Raw genomic sequence first — 18,014 nt, forward strand, 5'->3', positions numbered from 1 at the left:
GACACAATGGTTGTGTGGCGATAAGCTGCGCTTATGACCCGAGCAACTGTGAAACCGGGGTGATGACACCGCCCTGCTCTTCGATACTCAGGCGAATACTGCGCGCCAGCTCCACCGCCCCCGGCGTGTCGCCATGCAACAGAATCGACTGGGCGTTGACCGCCACACGCTTGCCACTCAGGGTCGTGACCGTGCCGTCCTGCAGCAGTTGCGCAACCCTGGCCCGGACCTGCTCCGGGTCCTTGACCACCGCACCGGCAATGCCACGCGGCACCAGCAAACAGTTTTCGTCATAGGCGCGGTCAGCCAGAAAGGTGGTTGCCACCCTCAGGTTGCACGCCTCGGCGGCCTGCTCGATGGCCGCGCTGCTGGATGAGCTGATGATCAACTGCGGGTCAAAAGCTGCGACCGCCCTGACCAAAGGCCCGGCCAGTTCGGCATCGGCTGCGGCCATATTGCCCAGCGCGCCGTGAAAACTCATGTGCGTGACGCGATAACCGGAAGCGGCTGCAAGGCCGGCCAGAGCGCCGAGTTGATACACCACAATGGCGCACAACTCCTTGAGTTCGATGTTCATCCTGCGGCGGCCGAACCCCTGCAGATCAGGAAAACCGACGTGCGCACCGAGATCGATGCCCAACGCCTTGGCGCGGCGCACCGTACTGTCCATGATCAGCGGATCCCCGGCATGAAAGCCGCAGGCGACGTTGGCCGAGGAGATCAATGGCATCAACGCCTCGTCCTCGCCCATGGTCCAAGGGCCGAAGCCCTCGCCCAGATCAGCATTCAGATCAATGCGCATGCTCATGTTCCTCCAGTTCGACCAGCGGCTGGCCATAACCGACGCGCTCGTTTTCGGCGGCCAGGAAGCGCAGTACGCGCCCTGCCTGATGACTGCGCACCGGCAGATACAACAGGCCGATACGCAACAGCCCCAGCAACTGCCCCACAGCCACTGCATCGCCGGGTTTCACGTAGCTGTCGCGTTCATCGGGATGACTCGACACAAATACGCCGGGGTTATCGGCACTCACCACATGCGCAGTCAGCGCAGACTGTTCAGCGGCAACTTGTGGCGCAGAAGGCGCAGCACAGGCCTGCACAGGCTCGCCACGGCGGATCAACAGCTCGAACCCCGGGCGTTTCAGTTCCAGTACAGTAAGCCCGGCGTCCCGAATCCATGCTGCCAGCTGGCGAATCTCTTTGATGTTCATCAGCGATGTCCTTGCAGGCTGCGCAGCGCGAGCATGCGCCGGGCGTCTTCGATGAAAGCGTGATTGGTGTCCAGCGCCTCGACCGCCTCGTCGTAACTGCACTGCACAAAACGCACCTTGCTGCCAATCGGCGCCTGCCCAAGGCGCCACAGGTCGGCTTCAATGACCGTGGCAAACTTGGGATAACCGCCACTGGGCTGGGCATCACGCATCTGCACGATCGGCTGTCCGCCGTGGGGCACCTGAATCACGCCAGGCACGATGCCGTGAGAGCGGATTTCCAGCTCCTCGCGCGCAAGCAAGGGCGTGCCCTCCATGCGGTAGCCGTAACGGTTGCTCTGCGTGGTGATTTTCCATTCGCCGGCAAAAAACGTTGCTTGCGCCTCGGCGCTGAAACAGTCGAATTCGGCAGCCGGCAGCACGCGGATGGCCGGCAGCCCGTCAAGCAACAACGGCAAGGCTGCCACCGACGATTGCACCCCGAAATCACTGGCACGCGGCTCATTGGCAGCGCCCGCAGGAATCACATCGCCCTGCTGCAACGCACGGCCCTGCCAGCCCCCAAAAGCCCCACGCAATTGCGTACTGCGCGAGCCCAGTACCAACGGCACATCGACGCCACCGGCCAGGCACAGATACACGCGGCTGCCCATTGTCGGGTAATTGAGCCGCAACACCTGATTCTTGCGTGCCTGGGCGACCCAATTGCCCGGCAGCCGCTCACCATCGAGCGACGCAGCGCAGGCGGCGCCGGTGATCGCAAAGGTGCAGTCATCGGCAAAGCGAACTTCGAACGGGAACAGCGGAATTTCAATGCCCGCCGCGTCTTCATCGTTGCCCAGCAGCAGGTTGCCGAGCCGCAGTGACAGCGTGTCCATCGCGCCAGACGTGCCGACGCCGTAACCGAGGCTGCCGTGTCGCCCAAGATCCTGAACGGTCGCCAGTGCCGTAGCGCTGATAACTTCGATCATCGGATGATCCTCTCGATGCGCAAGCGCAGTTGATCGCCGGGTTGCAACAGCGCCGGAGGCTGCTGGCCCGCATCAAAAAACACCATCTCCGTGCGTCCTATGGTGTTCCAGCCACTGGGGCCGGCCGACGCGGAAATACCTGTCTGAACGCCACCGATAGAGACCGACCCGGCACCGATATCGAGTACCGGCACCTTGCGCCGAGGCGTTGCCAGGCGCTGGTCCATGCCGCCCAGGTAGCAATAACCCGGATGGCTGCCCAAGGCGTACACCGGGTACAGCGGCTCGCAGTGCAGATTGGCGATGGTTTCGATATCCAGCCCGGTATGGGCGACGACATCAGCCATGTGCGGGCCGCCATCACCGCCGTACACCACCGGCAATTCAATGATCCGGCCTTGCAATGGCAGCGGCTGGCACTGCTCCCAGGTCTCCAGCAAACGGGTTTTCAGACCGGCCAGGTCCCGTGGTGGCGCCGCGAAGGTCAGCATCAGGTTGTTCATCCCCGGCACCGCCTCGCGTACCTGCGGCCAGTCCTTGCTCAGACGGGCCAGTGCCCATATCCGTTGCTGCGGTGCCAGGTCGAGCTCGCCGGGTGCTTCGAACAGCAACGCGGTGGTTCCCAGCAAGGTGATTCTTGGCGCATTAGGCGCCTGCACGAGACTCATGGTTGGCTCCTTGTCTGCAACCAGCGCTCCAGGTGATGAATGTCCATGCCACCCTTGCAGAACACCGGGTCCTGCAGAATGTCGCGATGCAGCGCGATGTTGGTCGAGATGCCCTCGACGTGCATTTCGCTCAGTGCCAGACGCATGCGTGCCAACGCCTCATCGCGACTGGCGCCATGGGTGATGACCTTGGCCACCATCGAATCGTAATAAGGCGGAACGCAGTAGCCGTGGCTGACATGTGAATCGACCCGCACACCGAAACCACCGGGGATCTGCCAGCCGGTGACCAACCCCGGCGTCGGCATGAAGCTGCGCGGGTCCTCGGCGTTGATCCGGCACTCCAGCGAATGGCCCGAAACGCGTACGTCGGCCTGACTGAAACTCAGCCGCTCGCCCATCGCCATGCGGATCTGCTGCTGGACAATGTCGATGCCGGAGGTCATTTCCGTTACCGGGTGCTCGACCTGCAGGCGGGTGTTCATCTCGATGAAATAGAACTCATCCTTTTCGAAGAGGAATTCGAACGTGCCGACGCCCTGATAGCCGATCTGGCGGCAGGCCTGCGCGCAACGCTCGCCTACTCTGGCCATCACTGCTGCGTCGATGCCGGGTGCAGGCGCCTCCTCAAGGACCTTCTGGTGGCGGCGCTGCATCGAGCAATCCCGCGAGCCGAGCCAGACGGCATTGCCGTAGGCATCGCATAACACCTGAATCTCGACATGGCGCGGCTGACCCAGAAACTTCTCGATATACAACTCGGGATTGCCGAAGGCGTGTCGGGCTTCTTCGCGGGTCAGCGCAATTGCATCGAGCAACTGAGACTCTTCCCGAACCACGCGCATGCCCCGCCCTCCGCCGCCGCCCGCGGCCTTGACGATGACCGGGTAACCGATGTCGCGAGCGATTTGCAGGATGACGTGCGGATCGTCGGGCATGCTGGTGTCCGGACCGGGTACGCACGGCACGCCAGCCTCGCGCATCGCCCGCTTGGCTGCGACCTTGTCGCCCATCACCCGAATGCACGCAGCGCTGGGGCCGATGAAGGTCAGGCCAGCCTGCTCGATGCGTTCGGCGAACGCGGCATTTTCAGACAGAAACCCATAGCCGGGATGGATCGCCTGAGCACCGGTCAGTTGCGCTGCATAGAGCACGGCCGCCTGATTCAGATAACTCTGCCCTGCGGCGGCAGGACCGATGCACAGCGCTTCGTCGGCCTGTTGTACATAACCGGCATCGCGATCCGCTTCGGAATACACCGCGACCGTACGCAGGCCCAGGCCCTTGCAGGCGCGCTGTATGCGCAGGGCGATTTCGCCACGATTGGCGATCAACACTTTATCGAACATCAAAAACCCCTGATCGGTGAACCCGCAAGACGCTCTGCAAGGCAGCTCAAGGCCATCAAGCAATGCTGAACAACGCCTGACCGGCCTGAACTTCTTCGCCATTGGCAACCAGAATGGCAGTCACGACCCCTGCCGCTTCAGCCTTCACCGGATGAAACATCTTCATGGCCTCGACCACGGCCAGGGTCTGCCCCACCTCGACGGACGTGCCGATCTCGACGAAAGGCGGCTGATCGGGTGCCGGCGTCAGGTGCAACACCCCGTACAGCGAAGCGCAGGCCTGTGTCTGTTGCACGGCGGCCGTCGTACTTGCCTGAGCCGCAGAAACAGGGCGCGCTGCGGGCGTCATCTGCGCTGTCGCAACAGCCGGATTGACGCGATTGGCGACCTGAGCGGGCTCGCGCAGCAAACGCAACTGCGCGTCGCCTTCACACAGACTCAGTTCGCTCAGGTCCGATTCGGCCATCAGGTCGATAAGTGCTTTGATACGTTCCGGTTTCATGCAACAGCCCTTGCCTGGCAAATGAAATGTGGCTGAGGGCAATGTAACGAGGCAGGTTTTTGACCGCCAAGACGGTTTGACTGTGGGGTGATAAGCGCCCCTTATGACGTCGGGATCATTGAGCGCGGCGGTTGCCGCGCATCTCTGCGACCAGTTCCAGAAGGATCGCCTTGACCGCCTGGGCCGGAACCGACAGCGGCAAGTGCCCGGAAAGGCACAGCGCGAGAGGTGCTTCGATTTCGGGTTCGACAATGCGGCTCAGGTTGACCGCATGCGTGTCTGCCAGCACCCGTGCAGCAGACTCGGGAAGAATGGTCGAGCCGAATCGATCGGCCACTGCTGCGGCCAGCGTCGTCGAAGATTCGACTTCTGCGACCACCCGGGCACTGCGCTCGATACGCACAAATGCCTCATCCACCAGACGACGGACAGTGTTGTAGGTGCGCGGCAACAGCAGGTCGATATCGGCCAGCTCGCTGAGCGGAATTTCCTCGCGGCCCTGGAGCGCCTCTTCGGCACTCACCAGATACAGTTGCTCGCGTATCAACGGCACGAAACTCAGGCCATGCACCTCTCGCCCGCCATAGAGAACGGCCATGTCCATGCGCCCGTTCATGATCAACTCGCTGAGGGTGGTGCCAAAGTTCTCATTGAGGTACAGCAGAATGCCCGGATGACGCTCGCGTACGCGTTTGAGCAACGGCAGCGACAGCGTCGAAGCGGCAGTGCCGGGTGCCAGCCCTACCGACACCGGCCCCGATAAAGCCAGACCGCTGGCGTTGACGTCACTCTGCGCCTGCTCGCACTGGCGCAGGATCACCTGAGCATGCCCATACAGCACCTTGCCCGCCTCGGTCGGGGTGACGCCGCGCTTGGTGCGGATCAACAACTGTTGCTGCAACTCGGCCTCCAGTGTCACCAACTGCTGGCTCAGCGCAGGTTGTGCGATGTGCAGCACATCGGCAGCCTGAGTCAGGCTGCCGATATCGACAATTTTCACGAAATATTTCAAACGGCGAAGGTTCAAGGTGCTGCACTCCAGAGTCGCGATCAGGAGGCTTCAGCAAGACCCAGGCCAGCTCCAGAAAACCAGACATAAGCAATTGCTATGTCAGTCTCCGCTGATCGGGTTTCCCAGGCTCTGATCCCCCTGCAACCATTGCCCGCCCGTTTTTGGTGCAACGCTGGTTCATCTGCGGTCATAAGCGCTGCCTATCAACCCAGAACGAACTCGTCTTATGGCGAGCGCTTCGCTGGCTCGTAACGTATTCCTCATCAAGGCCATCAACGAGGAATGCCAACGTGACCGCATCTCGCATCGCTGCCCGCGTGCTCCGCATCAAACCGTCGCCAAGCAGTGCTGCTGCCGATCGGGCCAATGAACTGCGGCGCGCAGGCAAATCGATCATCAATCTGGTGGTTGGCGAGCCGGACTTCGACACGCCGGCGCACATTCGTCAGGCCGCCTGTGCCGCCATCGAGAACGGTGAAACCCGCTACACGCTCAACGCGGGCACCACGGCGCTGCGCGAGGCAATCGCCGCCAAGCTGCAACGTGAAAACGGCCTTGCTTATGCGCCCGGCCAGATCGTGGTCACCAGTGGTGCCAAGGCCGCGATCTTCAATGCATTCGCGGCGACATTGGGTGTCGACGATGAGGTGCTGATCCCCGCGCCTTATTGGGTGTCATACCCGGACATGGTTCTGGCCTGCGACGGTCGCCCTGTGACCCTGGCATGCCCGGAAGAAAATCAGTTCAAGCTGACTGCCACGCAACTGCGCAATGCGATCACGCCGCGCACCCGCTGGCTGCTGCTCAACTCGCCGAGCAACCCGACCGGTGCCACCTACAGCGCATCCGAATGGCGCGCGCTGGCCGACGTACTGCTCGATTACCCGCACGTGCTGGTCATGACCGATGACATCTACGAGCACATCCGCTACGACCACGCTCCGCTCAGCCACCTGCTCACTGTCGAGCCGGCGCTGCGCGAACGCGTGCTGATCATCAACGGCGTGTCGAAAACCTACGCCATGACCGGCTGGCGCATCGGCTACGCCGCAGGCCCCGACGATATCATCAAGGCGATGGCGACCCTGCAATCACAGTCCACCAGCAACGCCTGCTCGGTGAGCCAGGCCGCCGCAGTCGCTGCCTTCAACGGCGACCAGTCTTTTGTCAGCGACAGCGTCAAGGTCTACAAACAGCGCCGCGATCGTTGCCTTGAGCTGATCAACGCGATTGACGGCCTGAGCTGCATCAAGCCCGAAGGCGCGTTCTATCTCTACGTCAATTGCGGCGCGCTGATCGGCAAAACCACACCGTCAGGTTCGGTACTGGAAGCCGATACAGACGTGGTGCTGTACCTGCTGGAAAGTCAGGGCGTGGCCGTTGTCGCAGGCACCGCCTATGGCCTGGCACCGTTTTTCCGGATGTCTACGGCTACTGCCCTGGAAACCCTTGAAGACGGCTGCGCGCGCATGGCGACTGCTGTCGCTGCATTGCGCTGAGCACCTCGACATGACGACGCCGAGCCATCCAGCCCTGACCTTCAAACAGGCCTTGCTGGCCATGCTCGGCATATCACTGGTGCTGGGCCTTTCCGCGCTGGATCAGACGGTCATCGGCAACGCACTGCCCAGCATCGTCGCCGAGCTCAACGGTTTCGAGTTGTACGCCTGGGTCGCCACCGGCTACCTGCTGGCCTCTATCGTGACCATCCCGATCTTTGGCCGGCTGGGCGATTTTTATGGACGCAAACCGTTCGTACTGGCCGCAACAGTCATCTTTACGCTGGCCTCGCTGCTCTGCGCACTGGCAGACAGCATGTTGGTGCTGGTGATCGGGCGAGCCTTGCAAGGCGTGGGCGGCGGCATGTTGATCGGTACCGCCTTTGCCTGTGTGCCCGAGCTGTTTCCCGACACTCGCCAGCGGTTGCGCTGGCAGGTGTTGCTGAGCGCCATGTTCAGCGTGGTCAATGCCATCGGCCCAGGATTGGGCGGTTATCTGTCCGGCGAGTTTGGCTGGCGTTCGGTTTTTTGGTTGAACCTGCCCCTGGGCGTGGTTGCCTTGTTCTTTGCCTGGCGCTTTCTGCCGTGGTATCGCCCGCAAGGGTATCGAGCCCATTCTGCCGGTGCGATTCGGCTCGACTGGCTAGGGGCTTTATTGATCGTATTGACGCTGGGCAGCCTGCAACTGTTCGTCGAATGGCTGGGCCAGCGTTCTCTGTCGATCAGTCTGACCTGTGGCGCCGTGACCCTCGCGGCCATGGCCGGCCTCTGGTTCCAGGAGCGCCGCTGTGCCTTTGCCTTGCTGCCTGCGGGGCTGTTCGCCAACCGCAGCATCCGCCTGCTGTTCATCATGTCGCTGCTGGCCGGCGCCATCATGTTCACCCTTCTTTTTTACCTGCCGCTGCTCTTGCAGGGCAGCTACGGCTACTCGCCAAAAGACGCCGGGTTACTGCTTACCCCGCTGGCGCTGAGCATTACGCTGGGCGCCATCGTTAACAGCCGGATCGTCACACGCATGGCCAACCCCAACCGGCTGCCGGTCGCCGGGTTCGCGGCCTTGTCAGTCGCCTGCATTGCCCTGGCACTGGTCGGGCTGCATGCCGGGTTCAGCACCTTGCTGGGGCTCATTCTGCTGGCGGGGCTGGGGCTGGGTTTCATTCTGCTCAACCTGACCGTGTTCACCCAGACGCTCGCCGAACGGCAATTTCTCGGCATTGCCACGGCACTGACCCAGTCCTTGCGGCTGGTCGGCGGTTTGCTGGGTACGGCGGCCATGGGCGTGCTGGTCAAGGTGCTGTATGTCGCCAACCTGCAAAGTGCGCTGAACGCAGCAGATCAGGCGTCGGCCTTACCGCGCCTGGCTGACCCTCAGGTTCTGCTGCAGCACACGCCCGCCAATGTCGATGCGGCGCTGCTGATAGCCCGCACCGCCCTCGCCCAGGCGGTAGGCACGGGGCTGCTGACATGCGCCGGACTGGGCGTGCTCGCGCTGCTGGTTCTGCATCGTCTGCCTCGCGTCACCCTTCACCAGGTACCCCGTGCAGCAACGCCTGTAACGGATTCATGTGCAACACCTGCGCCTGAAAAACAACAAGAAACCTGACTGCCGCCTGACTCTGCCTCTCAAAAAACACTTAATTACAGCATGAGGATGATCCCGATGGAGCGTATCAATCGCGCCACCCCTTTCGTTGCGGGCTTTTGTGGTCTGCTGATCGCTCAGCAGAGCTACGCCGAAGGTTTTCTGGAGGACAGCAAGGCCAGTATTCTTGCGCGCAACTTCTTCAGTAACGCAGACAACCGCAGCGGCGCCGCCGATCCGAACTACACGCAGGAGTGGGGCCAGGGCTTCATGCTCAACTACCAGTCGGGCTATACGCCAGGCACGGTGGGCTTCGGTGTCGATGCACTCGGCCAGTTGGGCATTCGTCTGGACTCGGGCAAAGGCCGTCACTATAACCCGCAAAGCACGGCGTTCAACGGCAATATCTTCCCCACAGACAGCGACGGTCGTGCGGTCGACGAATTCAGCAGCCTGGGGGCAACGCTTAAGGCACGCGTCTCCAGGACCGAACTGAAATACGGCACGCTGGTGCCCATGCTGCCGGTGGTGATGTCCACCGACCGCATGTTGCAACAGACTTTTCGTGGCGGGCAGATTCAGTCTGGCGACCTGAAGGACTTCACCTTCACCGCAGGCCAGCTGGAACATGTCATGGGCCGTGGTTCGACCAATCAGATGGGTATGTCCATTCCGGGTGCAAACAACCCGCTGACCGGCGAGTTCGTCAACAAGTTCTACTACGCAGGCGTCGATTACAAACCGACCAAAGACCTGACCTTGCAGTACTACTACGGCAACCTGGAAAACTTCTACAAGCAGAACTTTCTGGGCCTGAAATACGACATGCAACTGGGCCCGGGCACCCTGCGCACCGACCTGCGCCATTTCGACAACCGCTCGGACGGCGCCAACGGTCACGACCCGGCGTTCTACACGGTTGGCTATTACGGCAACGGCGTCACCAAGGGTGAAGTCGACAGCCGCCTTTCCAGCGCCCAGTTCACCTACCTGATCAATGGCCATACGTTCGCCGCGGGTTACCAGGCCGTGACCGGCGACAGCGACGCGGTCTGGCTGAATCAGGGTGACGGCTCGACTGCCTACTTCATGACCGAGTCAATGATCGGTAAATTCCAGCGCGCCGGGGAACGTACCTGGCAGGTTCGCTACGGCTACGACTTCGCCAGACTGGGCGTCCCCGGCCTGAACTTCCTGGCAATGTATGAAAGCGGCTCGAACATCCAGACGTCCGACGGCGACAAGAAGGAATGGGAACGCAACGTCACCCTGAGTTACGTGGTGCAGTCCGGTCCGGCAAAGAACCTCAGCGTCGCGCTACGCCACGCGCAACTGCGCACCGAATTCGCCAGCCAGCGTGATTCCGATGAGCATCGGGTGATCGTGAGTTACCCGATCAATATTTTCTAAGGCAACGGGACAGCAGATGCAGGACGTGTCTGCTGTTCGAACCGACATGGTTACCTTGGCTCGTATTCGCCAATCATTCGTTATAACCTCTGCAGCATGCAAAGGAAGCGAACACCATGAACAGTACACATCCGGATGACGCATCTGATCAAGCCCGTCCGCCACCTTCAGTAAAGCCTGAAACCCGTCTTCTTGAGTCGGAACCGTCCGCGCCTCACGCAGGCGTCCAGGCGACACCTCACAAAGCCATTCACCCTGCCTTTATGGATATGCCTGCCGCACCCTACCCTGGATTGGAAAACCAGACGGGCATGCCCTTCAGCTCGTTCTACCTGAGCAGGTACATTGCCTTTGCATCAATTGCCATTATGGCTATTGGCGTTTGTATCGCTATCTTTTTTCTGAATCTGGACGGCGACTGGCCTCAAATAAATCGAGTGCTTGCAGCTGCCGCACTGTGGTTCGCCAATCTGATATCGGCGGTGCTCAATACGGTGTACTGGTTCATTCGGCGGGCGCCGAAGGGATTGGTGATCTTGCTGGCTGTGCAATGGGTGGCTGCGCTGTCCGGTGCGTTATCATCCCTTTCGCAGAACTGATCAACTCACTGCGGATGGGCCCGGACTGACCGGGCCCTTTCGGACACTCAGCTCGATACCTGATCGAGAAATATCAGCTGCGGCGGCTCTGCCAGCAACTCGCCGCTGACTGCCGCGAACTGTTGGTAGTGCGGCGTGGCGACATGGGCGTCCAGTGCTGCCTGATCCTTGAAACATTCACGCATATAGAACGTGCCGCGCTCATCGCGCGCTTCGAACAGTGTGTACTCGATATTGCCTGGCTCCGCCCGGGTCGGCTCCACAAGTGCCGATAATGCGGTTTTCAGGGCCGACTCTTTGCCGGCACTGGCTTTCAGGACTGCCATCAAGGCCAATGGCTTTGCAGGTGTGTTCATTATCGATACTCCGGTATTCGATTCGATCAGTGGGTAGGTGCGGGCGCAGCGTCTATTTTCAAACGCAGCAGGCTGTAGGGTTTTTCGCGCTTGTCGTGGCCGGCGTTGAAGTTGGCCTGGCGGTGCAATTGGTTGACGATGAAGTACAGGTAGCCATCCGGGCCGATCGACAAGGTGTCAGGCCACAGCATGCGCGGATCGTGTGCCACTGTTTGCCAGGTACCATCCGGCAGGCGTTTGCGAATCGAATTATGCTCGTAGTCGCCTGCGTATACCGCGCCTTTGGCATCGGCTTCCAGGCCATCCGAAGCACCTTTTTCACCAAGGTCCTGCACCGCCGCTGCCAACTGCTGCTCACTGACCTTGCTGTCGTTCAACAACTCGGTGGCCACGGCGTACAGATGGCGGCTGGACAATGGCGAGAAATACAGTGTCTTGCCGTCTGCCGACAACGCAATGCCGTCCGAGGCGACGCCGACCGGTTTGCGCGTTCCGTTCGGGCCATCGCCCAGCACGGCCACACCCTCGACGACGGGTACGAAAGCCGGATCGACAGATGTTGACTGCGCCCCGTTCAAGCGCCGCACAGCGTGACCGCTGGCGATGTCCATGACAATGATCGCACCCGGCCCGCTCAAGGATGAGTCCGTTACATAGACCGTCCCCTCCGCTCCCTTGCGAAAGTCAAAGCGCATGTCGTTGACATAGGTGCCGGGCAATATGACGTTATCCGGAAACACCAGGCGCTTGACGATTCGGTTGGTGGCCAGGTCCACCGCAACCAGTTTGGCGCCGCCTCGACGCGGAGACGCAAAGCCCGGTGCGGCCGTGTCCAGAAGCCAGACACGCCCCTTGCCATCGGCAACCACGCTCTGCACGCTGATCAGCCCGTCGCCGGGGTCTTTGGGGTTCTCCTTGTTGACCGCCAGATCAGGGTAGGCAACCACTTTGCCGTCACGAATCTCGCCCACGGTAAACGGCACCTTGTCACCCCAACGCGGAAAATTGACGAAAATTCGCCCGGTTTCAGTCACCGTCACACCGGTGGGCATCGCGTCATAAAAGGCATGAACCTGCTCGAGCTTGCCAATCGGTTTGTCAGCAGGCGCACTGGCAGGCAATGGAATGGCGGTCGCGCCGTAGGCCAGCGAACTAGCGAGTGTGGCTGCGGAAATCATGGCAAGTGCGGCGGAAATTTTCGTTCGATGCATAGTGCTCTCTCCTGAGGGGCTAACTGCCCATCAGCATTGGGGGCTTTGTGTGCCATAAACAGGTTGACGACTAGTCTGAACTTTCTTGTTACAAAGAAAAACGCGGGTAACACGCTAACACTTTCAACGCGAGGGCGAAGATCCGTGTTGCTTGCCAGCCATCTCCTGCAGCCAGCATCCTGACGATCAGCGGTTTTGATGACGGTCAGCATCAATGCTATATTCACCCTCTTCCAGGCCCAGATGGCCACCACCAGACAGGCAAAGAGGCAACCTGCATGAGAGTCACCAAGGCGCAGGCCCAGGCCAACCGGGCACACATCGTCGAGACGGCGTCCGTCCAGTTTCGCGAGCATGGCTATGACGGTGTCGGGGTGGCCGACCTGATGGCAGCGGCGGGCTTTACCCACGGCGGGTTCTACAAGCATTTCGGTTCCAAATCCGACTTGATGGCCGAGTCGGCGGCCTGTGCCTTCTCGCAGACGGTGGCGAACTCGACCGGCATCGATCCAGCGCAGTTCATCGATTACTACCTGTCCCGAGAGCACCGCGACAACCTTGGCACGGGCTGCCCCATGGCCGCGCTGAGCGGCGATGCAGCGCGCCAGTCGGGCGAGGTCAAAGCGACCTTCGCCGACGGCATCGAAAGCCTGCTTGCAGCGCTTGCTCCCGACCAGGCAGCACCCGGCGACGAAGAATGGAAACAGGCGCGGGCAAACACCATCGACCGCTTTGCCCATGCGCTGGGGGCGTTGCTGCTGTCACGCAGCTGCCCGAATGACTCGCCGCTGGCGGACGAAATACTCGAGGTGTGCCGCGCGAAGATGCGGGCACAACTGGAGTCCGGGCAGACCGACTGACGGTCTCAGGAAGGAAACAGTTTGCTCAGGCAGGCCAGCTTCTTCTTGTAGGACTTGCGCGCCACCAGCGCTTCCTCCAGCGTTACGGCCACAAATCGGGCGGTCTGATTGGGTTGCATCTGACCGATCAGGTCCAGGTCCGCGCTGATCACCGTGCCAATCATCGCGTAGCCCCCGCCCGACACGGCATCACGGTGCAACACAATCGGTTCCAGCCCGGCAGGCACCTGAATCGAGCCGATCGGGTAGCAACTGTCAACGATATTGGATGGATCGGAACCGGCGCCGAAGGGCTGCTCCCTGGGCTGGAAGGTCAGCGCCCTGCCCCCCTTGAAGCGATAACCGATGCGGTCGGCTTCCGACCCTACGCTCCAGGGCTCGGAGAAAAAACTGGTGGCGGCAAATTCGGTCAGGCGCTCGTAATACAGGCCCGGCACCACCCGCAGATACACTTCCCCGCCCAACGATTGGCGCAAGGCCATCGGCAGGCTGGCCCCGGCGCGTCCCTTGCCACTGGGTGTGCCTATCGGCAACTGGTCATCAGCGGCCAGTCGGCGACCCTGAAAACCGCCAAGCGCACCTAATGTGTAAGTCGAACGGCTGCCCAGCACCAGCGGCACATCAATGCCGCCGGCGACGGCCAGATAGGTACGCGCACCGTCCTTGGGGAAGTCGAAACGCAGCACTTGCCCAGCCTTCACCGCAAAGGCGGTGTCGTGGTGCATTTCCACGCCGTCGAGACGCGCCGCCATGTGCGCGCCGCAGACTGCAGCCAATGTATCGCACTGGAACTCCAGTTCCGGCCCCAGCAGTGTGCATTCCAGCCCCGCAGCGCCGGGTGGGTTGCCGACCAGCTGATTGGCGGCGCTGAGGGCGTACTGGTCGAGCGCACCGGAGGGCGGAATGCCCAGGTGATAATAGCCCTCGCGACCGAGGTCCTGAACCGAGGTGGCCAGACCGGGTTTGAGCACCTTGATCATGCCAGCACCTCCTGCAACGACTTGGGATAGCCCACCGGATCGGCCAGAAAGGCATCCAGCGAAAACTCGACCGGGCGGATGAGCAGGTCGAAGCGCCCGGCTTCCACCTCTGCGACAGCCTCGTCATAGGCTTGCCGGTCAAGCGGTTTGAACTGGACGATATCGCCCGGCCGGAAGAACACCATGTGCTCTTTCAGGTAGGCCAGCTTCTGCTGCGGGTCATAGATCGGCGCGGGAGTGACGCCAAACATCTGATAACCGCCCGCTCCGCGTACCGAATAGATGCAGCCGAAGCAGCCGCCGTGGCCGAGTGTGTGTTTGGGCGTATCGGTGCGCGGACGCAGGTATTTGGGCACCTGCAGCTGACGCTCGCGCTCCACCATCTGGAACATGAACGGCAGACCGGCGACAAAACCGACCATCGAAACGAACCACGGTGCACCGCTGTGCGCGGCGATGAAGGCATCGACATCCGCCAGGTTATTGATGCGTGCAGCGTATTCCAGGTCGGTGGAACCGGGGTCCTGATGACGATCACGAAAACGCATCAGGGTTTCGTGGGTCCATGGATCGTTGTACAGCACCGGGATTTCGATGATCCGGGTCTGCAAGGTACGTTCGGCGACCGCACCGGCCTCGGCCGCCCTTACCGCTTCGAGTAAGACGTGCGGTGCGATACGGTCCGGGTCAAAACGAATCTGGAATGACGCGTTGGCCAGGCACACGTCCAGCACACCGTCCAGCGCCAGACGCTCGACCGCACGGGTCACCGCCAGCCCCTTGAAAAATGCCTCCAGCGACATACTGTCACTGACCTCGGCGAACAGATGTTCATCAGCGCCAAAGCTGTAGCGAATCGGATCAGCCATGTCTGTTCCTTTCTTGAAATCGTTGTAGAACGGCAGGCAAAAATCAGTAACACGGCTCGTGCGTCTGTGCACACGATGCCTTTTATTCAACGCGGCGCACGCACCTTGATGCCCGCAGCGTCTAGCGCCAGGCGTGTCGCTTCTGCAAGGTCCAGCGCGCCCGGCGTGTCGCTGTGCAGGCAGATCGAATCGAATTCGATGCTCAGGTCCTCACCCTCGACAGTACGCACCAGACCTTGCAGGCACGCGCGCACCACGCGGGCTGCGACTTCGGTCGGGTCCAGGGCGCGTACGTGACGGGTGAAGACGATGGAGCCGCTGAGGTCGTAAGCGCGATCAGCGTAGAACTCGCGGATCACCGGCTGGCCCAGCTCCTCGGCGATCTTGCAGATAACCGAACCGGGCATGCAGTAAAGCAGCAAATCGGGCTCCAGGCGCTGCAGGTTTTCCACCAGCAGGCGGGCTGCGGCTTCGTCTCTGGCCAGGTGCATGTACAAGGCACCATGGGGTTTGAAATGCTGCAAGGCCACGCCCTGCACCCGCGCCAGTTCGCGCAGGGCTCCCAGTTGGTAGAGCATGTCGTCGACCAGTTCCTGAGGCGTCGAGTTGATATGCCGGCGACCAAAGCCGACCAGATCGCGGAACCCCGGGTGTGCGCCGATGGCAACGCCCAGGCGTTTCGCCTGCTCGATCGTGCGGCGCATGGTGCCAGGGTCACCCGCGTGAAAACCGGTCGCAACATTGGCGGAGCTGATAAAGGTCATCAATTCAGTATCGACGCCGTCACCAATGGTCCACGCGCCAAAGCTTTCACCCATGTCCGAGTTGAAATCCACCTGCATGGCTGTTGCTCCTGTGGCTGGCCGGACAAAGGGCTATCCGGCTTCATGCAAACCACGTTAAATTCAGTCGCACCCCTTGGGTAGATCTATTAACAGATACGCTATCTTCTGAAAAACAGATACCCCGACCAGTAGAACCTCTGTCTGGAGTGCTTATGTCCCTGACCCTGCGCCAGGTCCGTTATTTCGTGGCAACTGCCGAGATCGGGCAGATATCGCAGGCGGCTATTCACCTGAACATTTCCCAATCGGCGGTCACCACGGCGATCAAGGAACTGGAGGGCATGCTCGGCACCCTGCTGTTTCAGCGCTCGGCGCAGGGCATGAGCCTGACTGAAGCAGGCCGCCACTTTCTCAACAGGGCTTACGTCATCCTGCGCAGCGTCGATGATGCGCTGAACAGCCCGCTGCCCGATATCCGCGCCAGCGGCGTATTGCGCCTGGCCGCCAGCTACACGGTCATCGGCTACTTCCTGCCGCATCATTTGCAGCGCCTGGAACACTGGCACCCGGACGTCGCCATCGAGGTGCATGAGCAGGAACGACAAGCCATCGAACAAGGCCTGCTGCAAGGTCGCTTCGACATGGCGGTGGTGCTGACGGCAAACATCACTCACCCGGATATCATCTCGGAAACGTTGTTCAACTCCGAGCGCCGCCTGTGGCTGTCCAGCCATCACCCACTGTGCCAACGCGCCTCTGTCAGCCTCGCCGACGTCGCGCAGGAGCCCTATATCCTGTTGACCGTCGACGAAGCCGAACAAAGCGCCATGCGCTACTGGGAACTGGCCGGGCAACAGCCCAACGTCAGAATCCGCACCAGTTCGGTGGAAGCCGTACGCAGCATGGTCGCCAACGGCAGCGGCGTGGCGATCCTTTCCGATCTGGTGCATCGCCCCTGGTCGCTGGAAGGCAAGCGTATCGAAACGATCACCGTCACCGACACGGTAACGCCCATGAGCGTCGGCCTGGCCTGGCACCGCGAACGTGAATTGAGCCCGGCCATGCAGGCCTTCCGCAACTATTTTCATGACGCATTTCTGGCCCCGCAGCAACTGTCGGCACGGCGTTGAACCCGCGGCGCGCTATTGCGCAGGACGTGTCGGTGGCCGAGTGACAGGCGCATGCTCGGCCATCAGCTCGGTGATCCAGTCGATAAACACGCGGACCTTGATGCTGATGTGCCGGTTCGGCGGGAAGGCCACGTACATCGGCATGCTGTCCAGTTGCCAGTCTTCGAACAACGGGATGAGGGCTCCGCGCTCCCGATACGGCTTGGCCATATAGTCCGGTAGCCAGAGAATGCCCATTCCGGCCAACCCTGCGGCAACGTAGGCATTGCCATCATCCACCGCCAGCGTATAGCGCCCCTGTACATGGACCTTTTCCCCGTCGCGGTGCATGGCATAGGGCAGCGCCTTGCCGGTGCGCGCCCACAGATAGCCGACGATGCGATGGGCCGAGTCTTCGAGTTCTTGCGGATGAACAGGCGTGCCCATGCGCTGCAGATACTCCGGCGCGGCGTAAACGCCCAGTTGCAGGTCGCCCACCCGCCGCGCCATCAGCGACTGATCGGCTATTTCGCCACCCCGCACCACGCAGTCGACGTTCTCGCCAATCAGATCGACCATACGGTCGCTGACGCCCATATCGATCTGAATGTCCGGATAACGCGCATGAAAGCCTGGCAAGGCGGGCATCAGCAGCATGCTGGCCAGCGGGCTGGGCACGTCCACGCGCAATCGTCCTCTGGGCAGCGACGCTGCACTGGACAGACTGGTCTCGGCGTCATCCATGTCGGCCAGCAGCCTGACCACGCGCTCGTAAAACACCGCACCGTCGGCAGTCACGTTGACCCGGCGCGTGGTGCGATTGAGCAGCTTGACCCGCAAACGGGCCTCCAGTTGCTGCACCAGTTGCGTCACGCTGGTCTTGCTCATGTGCAGCGTAGCCGCAGCCTTGGTGAAACTGCCGGTTTCCACCACGCGGGCAAACGCTTGCATTGCGTCGAAACGATCCATCCTCGCCCCCGCCTGTCTTGCCTCATCAGCCTGTCGATTGTTTGGGTTTCCCAAACAGTGCTGAGTACG

The 18,014-nt window shown here is 61.3% G+C and carries 19 protein-coding genes; 6 read left to right on the forward strand and 13 right to left on the reverse strand.

Features of this window, described 5'->3' with window-relative positions:
• Positions 1-31 precede the first annotated feature (31 nt).
• The 7 genes from GE543_RS01525 to nac form a co-directional block, all read right to left on the reverse strand.
• Complete coding sequence (locus GE543_RS01525; RefSeq protein WP_153220338.1) at positions 32-802, reverse strand: LamB/YcsF family protein; 771 nt, start codon at positions 800-802, stop codon at positions 32-34.
• Entirely contained in the window at positions 792-1,214 is a 423-nt protein-coding gene (locus tag GE543_RS01530; protein WP_046270916.1) for a biotin/lipoyl-containing protein, read from the reverse strand. Before GE543_RS01530 ends, GE543_RS01525 begins: the two co-directional genes overlap by 11 nt.
• Positions 1,214-2,185 (reverse strand): biotin-dependent carboxyltransferase family protein, encoded by a 972-nt coding sequence (locus GE543_RS01535; RefSeq protein WP_153220340.1) that lies wholly within the window; start codon positions 2,183-2,185, stop codon positions 1,214-1,216. The genes GE543_RS01530 and GE543_RS01535 overlap by 1 nt, the downstream gene beginning before the upstream one ends.
• On the reverse strand, positions 2,182-2,853 hold the full coding sequence (gene pxpB, locus GE543_RS01540; protein ID WP_010404797.1) for a 5-oxoprolinase subunit PxpB: 672 nt from the start codon (positions 2,851-2,853) through the stop codon (positions 2,182-2,184). Before pxpB ends, GE543_RS01535 begins: the two co-directional genes overlap by 4 nt.
• Entirely contained in the window at positions 2,850-4,202 is a 1,353-nt protein-coding gene (accC, locus tag GE543_RS01545) for an acetyl-CoA carboxylase biotin carboxylase subunit (RefSeq protein WP_153220342.1), read from the reverse strand. Before accC ends, pxpB begins: the two co-directional genes overlap by 4 nt.
• 55 nt (positions 4,203-4,257) lie before the next feature.
• A complete protein-coding gene (locus GE543_RS01550; protein WP_153220344.1) occupies positions 4,258-4,704 on the reverse strand; it encodes an acetyl-CoA carboxylase biotin carboxyl carrier protein subunit in 447 nt (148 codons plus the stop codon).
• Between the two features lie 115 nt (positions 4,705-4,819).
• A complete protein-coding gene (nac, locus tag GE543_RS01555) occupies positions 4,820-5,731 on the reverse strand; it encodes a nitrogen assimilation transcriptional regulator NAC (RefSeq protein WP_096126807.1) in 912 nt (303 codons plus the stop codon).
• Between the two features lie 275 nt (positions 5,732-6,006).
• On the opposite strand from nac, the gene GE543_RS01560 reads away from it, so the two are divergent.
• The 4 genes from GE543_RS01560 (at position 6,007) to GE543_RS01575 (ending at position 10,806) form a co-directional block, all read left to right on the forward strand.
• A complete protein-coding gene (locus tag GE543_RS01560; protein WP_371927067.1) occupies positions 6,007-7,215 on the forward strand; it encodes an aspartate transaminase in 1,209 nt (402 codons plus the stop codon).
• Between the two features lie 10 nt (positions 7,216-7,225).
• Positions 7,226-8,818 (forward strand): MFS transporter, encoded by a 1,593-nt coding sequence (locus GE543_RS01565; protein WP_153220348.1) that lies wholly within the window; start codon positions 7,226-7,228, stop codon positions 8,816-8,818.
• A gap of 57 nt (positions 8,819-8,875) precedes the next feature.
• Positions 8,876-10,207 (forward strand): OprD family porin, encoded by a 1,332-nt coding sequence (locus GE543_RS01570; protein ID WP_003410668.1) that lies wholly within the window; start codon positions 8,876-8,878, stop codon positions 10,205-10,207.
• Positions 10,208-10,323: 116 nt separating this feature from the next.
• Positions 10,324-10,806, forward strand: a complete 483-nt coding sequence (locus tag GE543_RS01575; RefSeq protein WP_060409630.1) for a hypothetical protein — start codon at positions 10,324-10,326, stop codon at positions 10,804-10,806.
• A 47-nt stretch (positions 10,807-10,853) separates the two neighbouring features.
• Here the strand turns inward: GE543_RS01575 and GE543_RS01580 are convergent, their stop codons facing one another.
• Both GE543_RS01580 and GE543_RS01585 read right to left on the reverse strand, forming a co-directional pair.
• Entirely contained in the window at positions 10,854-11,162 is a 309-nt protein-coding gene (locus tag GE543_RS01580) for a putative quinol monooxygenase (RefSeq protein WP_003344909.1), read from the reverse strand.
• 26 nt (positions 11,163-11,188) lie between these two features.
• Complete coding sequence (locus tag GE543_RS01585; protein WP_153220350.1) at positions 11,189-12,373, reverse strand: L-dopachrome tautomerase-related protein; 1,185 nt, start codon at positions 12,371-12,373, stop codon at positions 11,189-11,191.
• Positions 12,374-12,651: 278 nt separating this feature from the next.
• Here GE543_RS01585 and GE543_RS01590 point away from each other — a divergent pair, with 278 nt between their 5' ends.
• Positions 12,652-13,233 (forward strand): TetR/AcrR family transcriptional regulator, encoded by a 582-nt coding sequence (locus tag GE543_RS01590; protein ID WP_153220352.1) that lies wholly within the window; start codon positions 12,652-12,654, stop codon positions 13,231-13,233.
• Between the two features lie 5 nt (positions 13,234-13,238).
• On the opposite strand, the gene GE543_RS01595 is transcribed toward GE543_RS01590, so the two are convergent.
• The 3 genes from GE543_RS01595 to GE543_RS01605 all read right to left on the reverse strand — a co-directional run bounded on the left by GE543_RS01595 (position 13,239) and on the right by GE543_RS01605 (position 15,924).
• Positions 13,239-14,213 carry a biotin-dependent carboxyltransferase family protein gene (locus GE543_RS01595; protein ID WP_003410676.1) on the reverse strand — a complete coding sequence of 325 codons (975 nt, stop codon included), beginning with the start codon at positions 14,211-14,213 and terminating at the stop codon, positions 13,239-13,241.
• Positions 14,210-15,082: an allophanate hydrolase subunit 1 gene (locus tag GE543_RS01600; RefSeq protein WP_003344902.1), complete on the reverse strand. Its 873-nt coding sequence runs from the start codon at positions 15,080-15,082 to the stop codon at positions 14,210-14,212. The genes GE543_RS01595 and GE543_RS01600 overlap by 4 nt, the downstream gene beginning before the upstream one ends.
• Positions 15,083-15,168: 86 nt before the next feature.
• The gene (locus tag GE543_RS01605) at positions 15,169-15,924 is read right to left on the reverse strand and encodes a 5-oxoprolinase subunit PxpA (protein WP_010404858.1); all 756 of its coding nucleotides are present in this window, start codon (positions 15,922-15,924) and stop codon (positions 15,169-15,171) included.
• Between the two features lie 155 nt (positions 15,925-16,079).
• On the opposite strand from GE543_RS01605, the gene GE543_RS01610 reads away from it, so the two are divergent.
• Complete coding sequence (locus tag GE543_RS01610) at positions 16,080-16,997, forward strand: LysR family transcriptional regulator (RefSeq protein ID WP_003410683.1); 918 nt, start codon at positions 16,080-16,082, stop codon at positions 16,995-16,997.
• A 12-nt stretch (positions 16,998-17,009) separates the two neighbouring features.
• Here the strand turns inward: GE543_RS01610 and GE543_RS01615 are convergent, their stop codons facing one another.
• Entirely contained in the window at positions 17,010-17,945 is a 936-nt protein-coding gene (locus tag GE543_RS01615) for a LysR family transcriptional regulator (protein ID WP_153220354.1), read from the reverse strand.
• Positions 17,946-18,014: the final 69 nt, after the last annotated feature.

Source organism: Pseudomonas sp. SZ57 (genome assembly GCF_009495975.1).
Taxonomy (GTDB): Bacteria; Pseudomonadota; Gammaproteobacteria; order Pseudomonadales; family Pseudomonadaceae; genus Aquipseudomonas; species Aquipseudomonas syringae.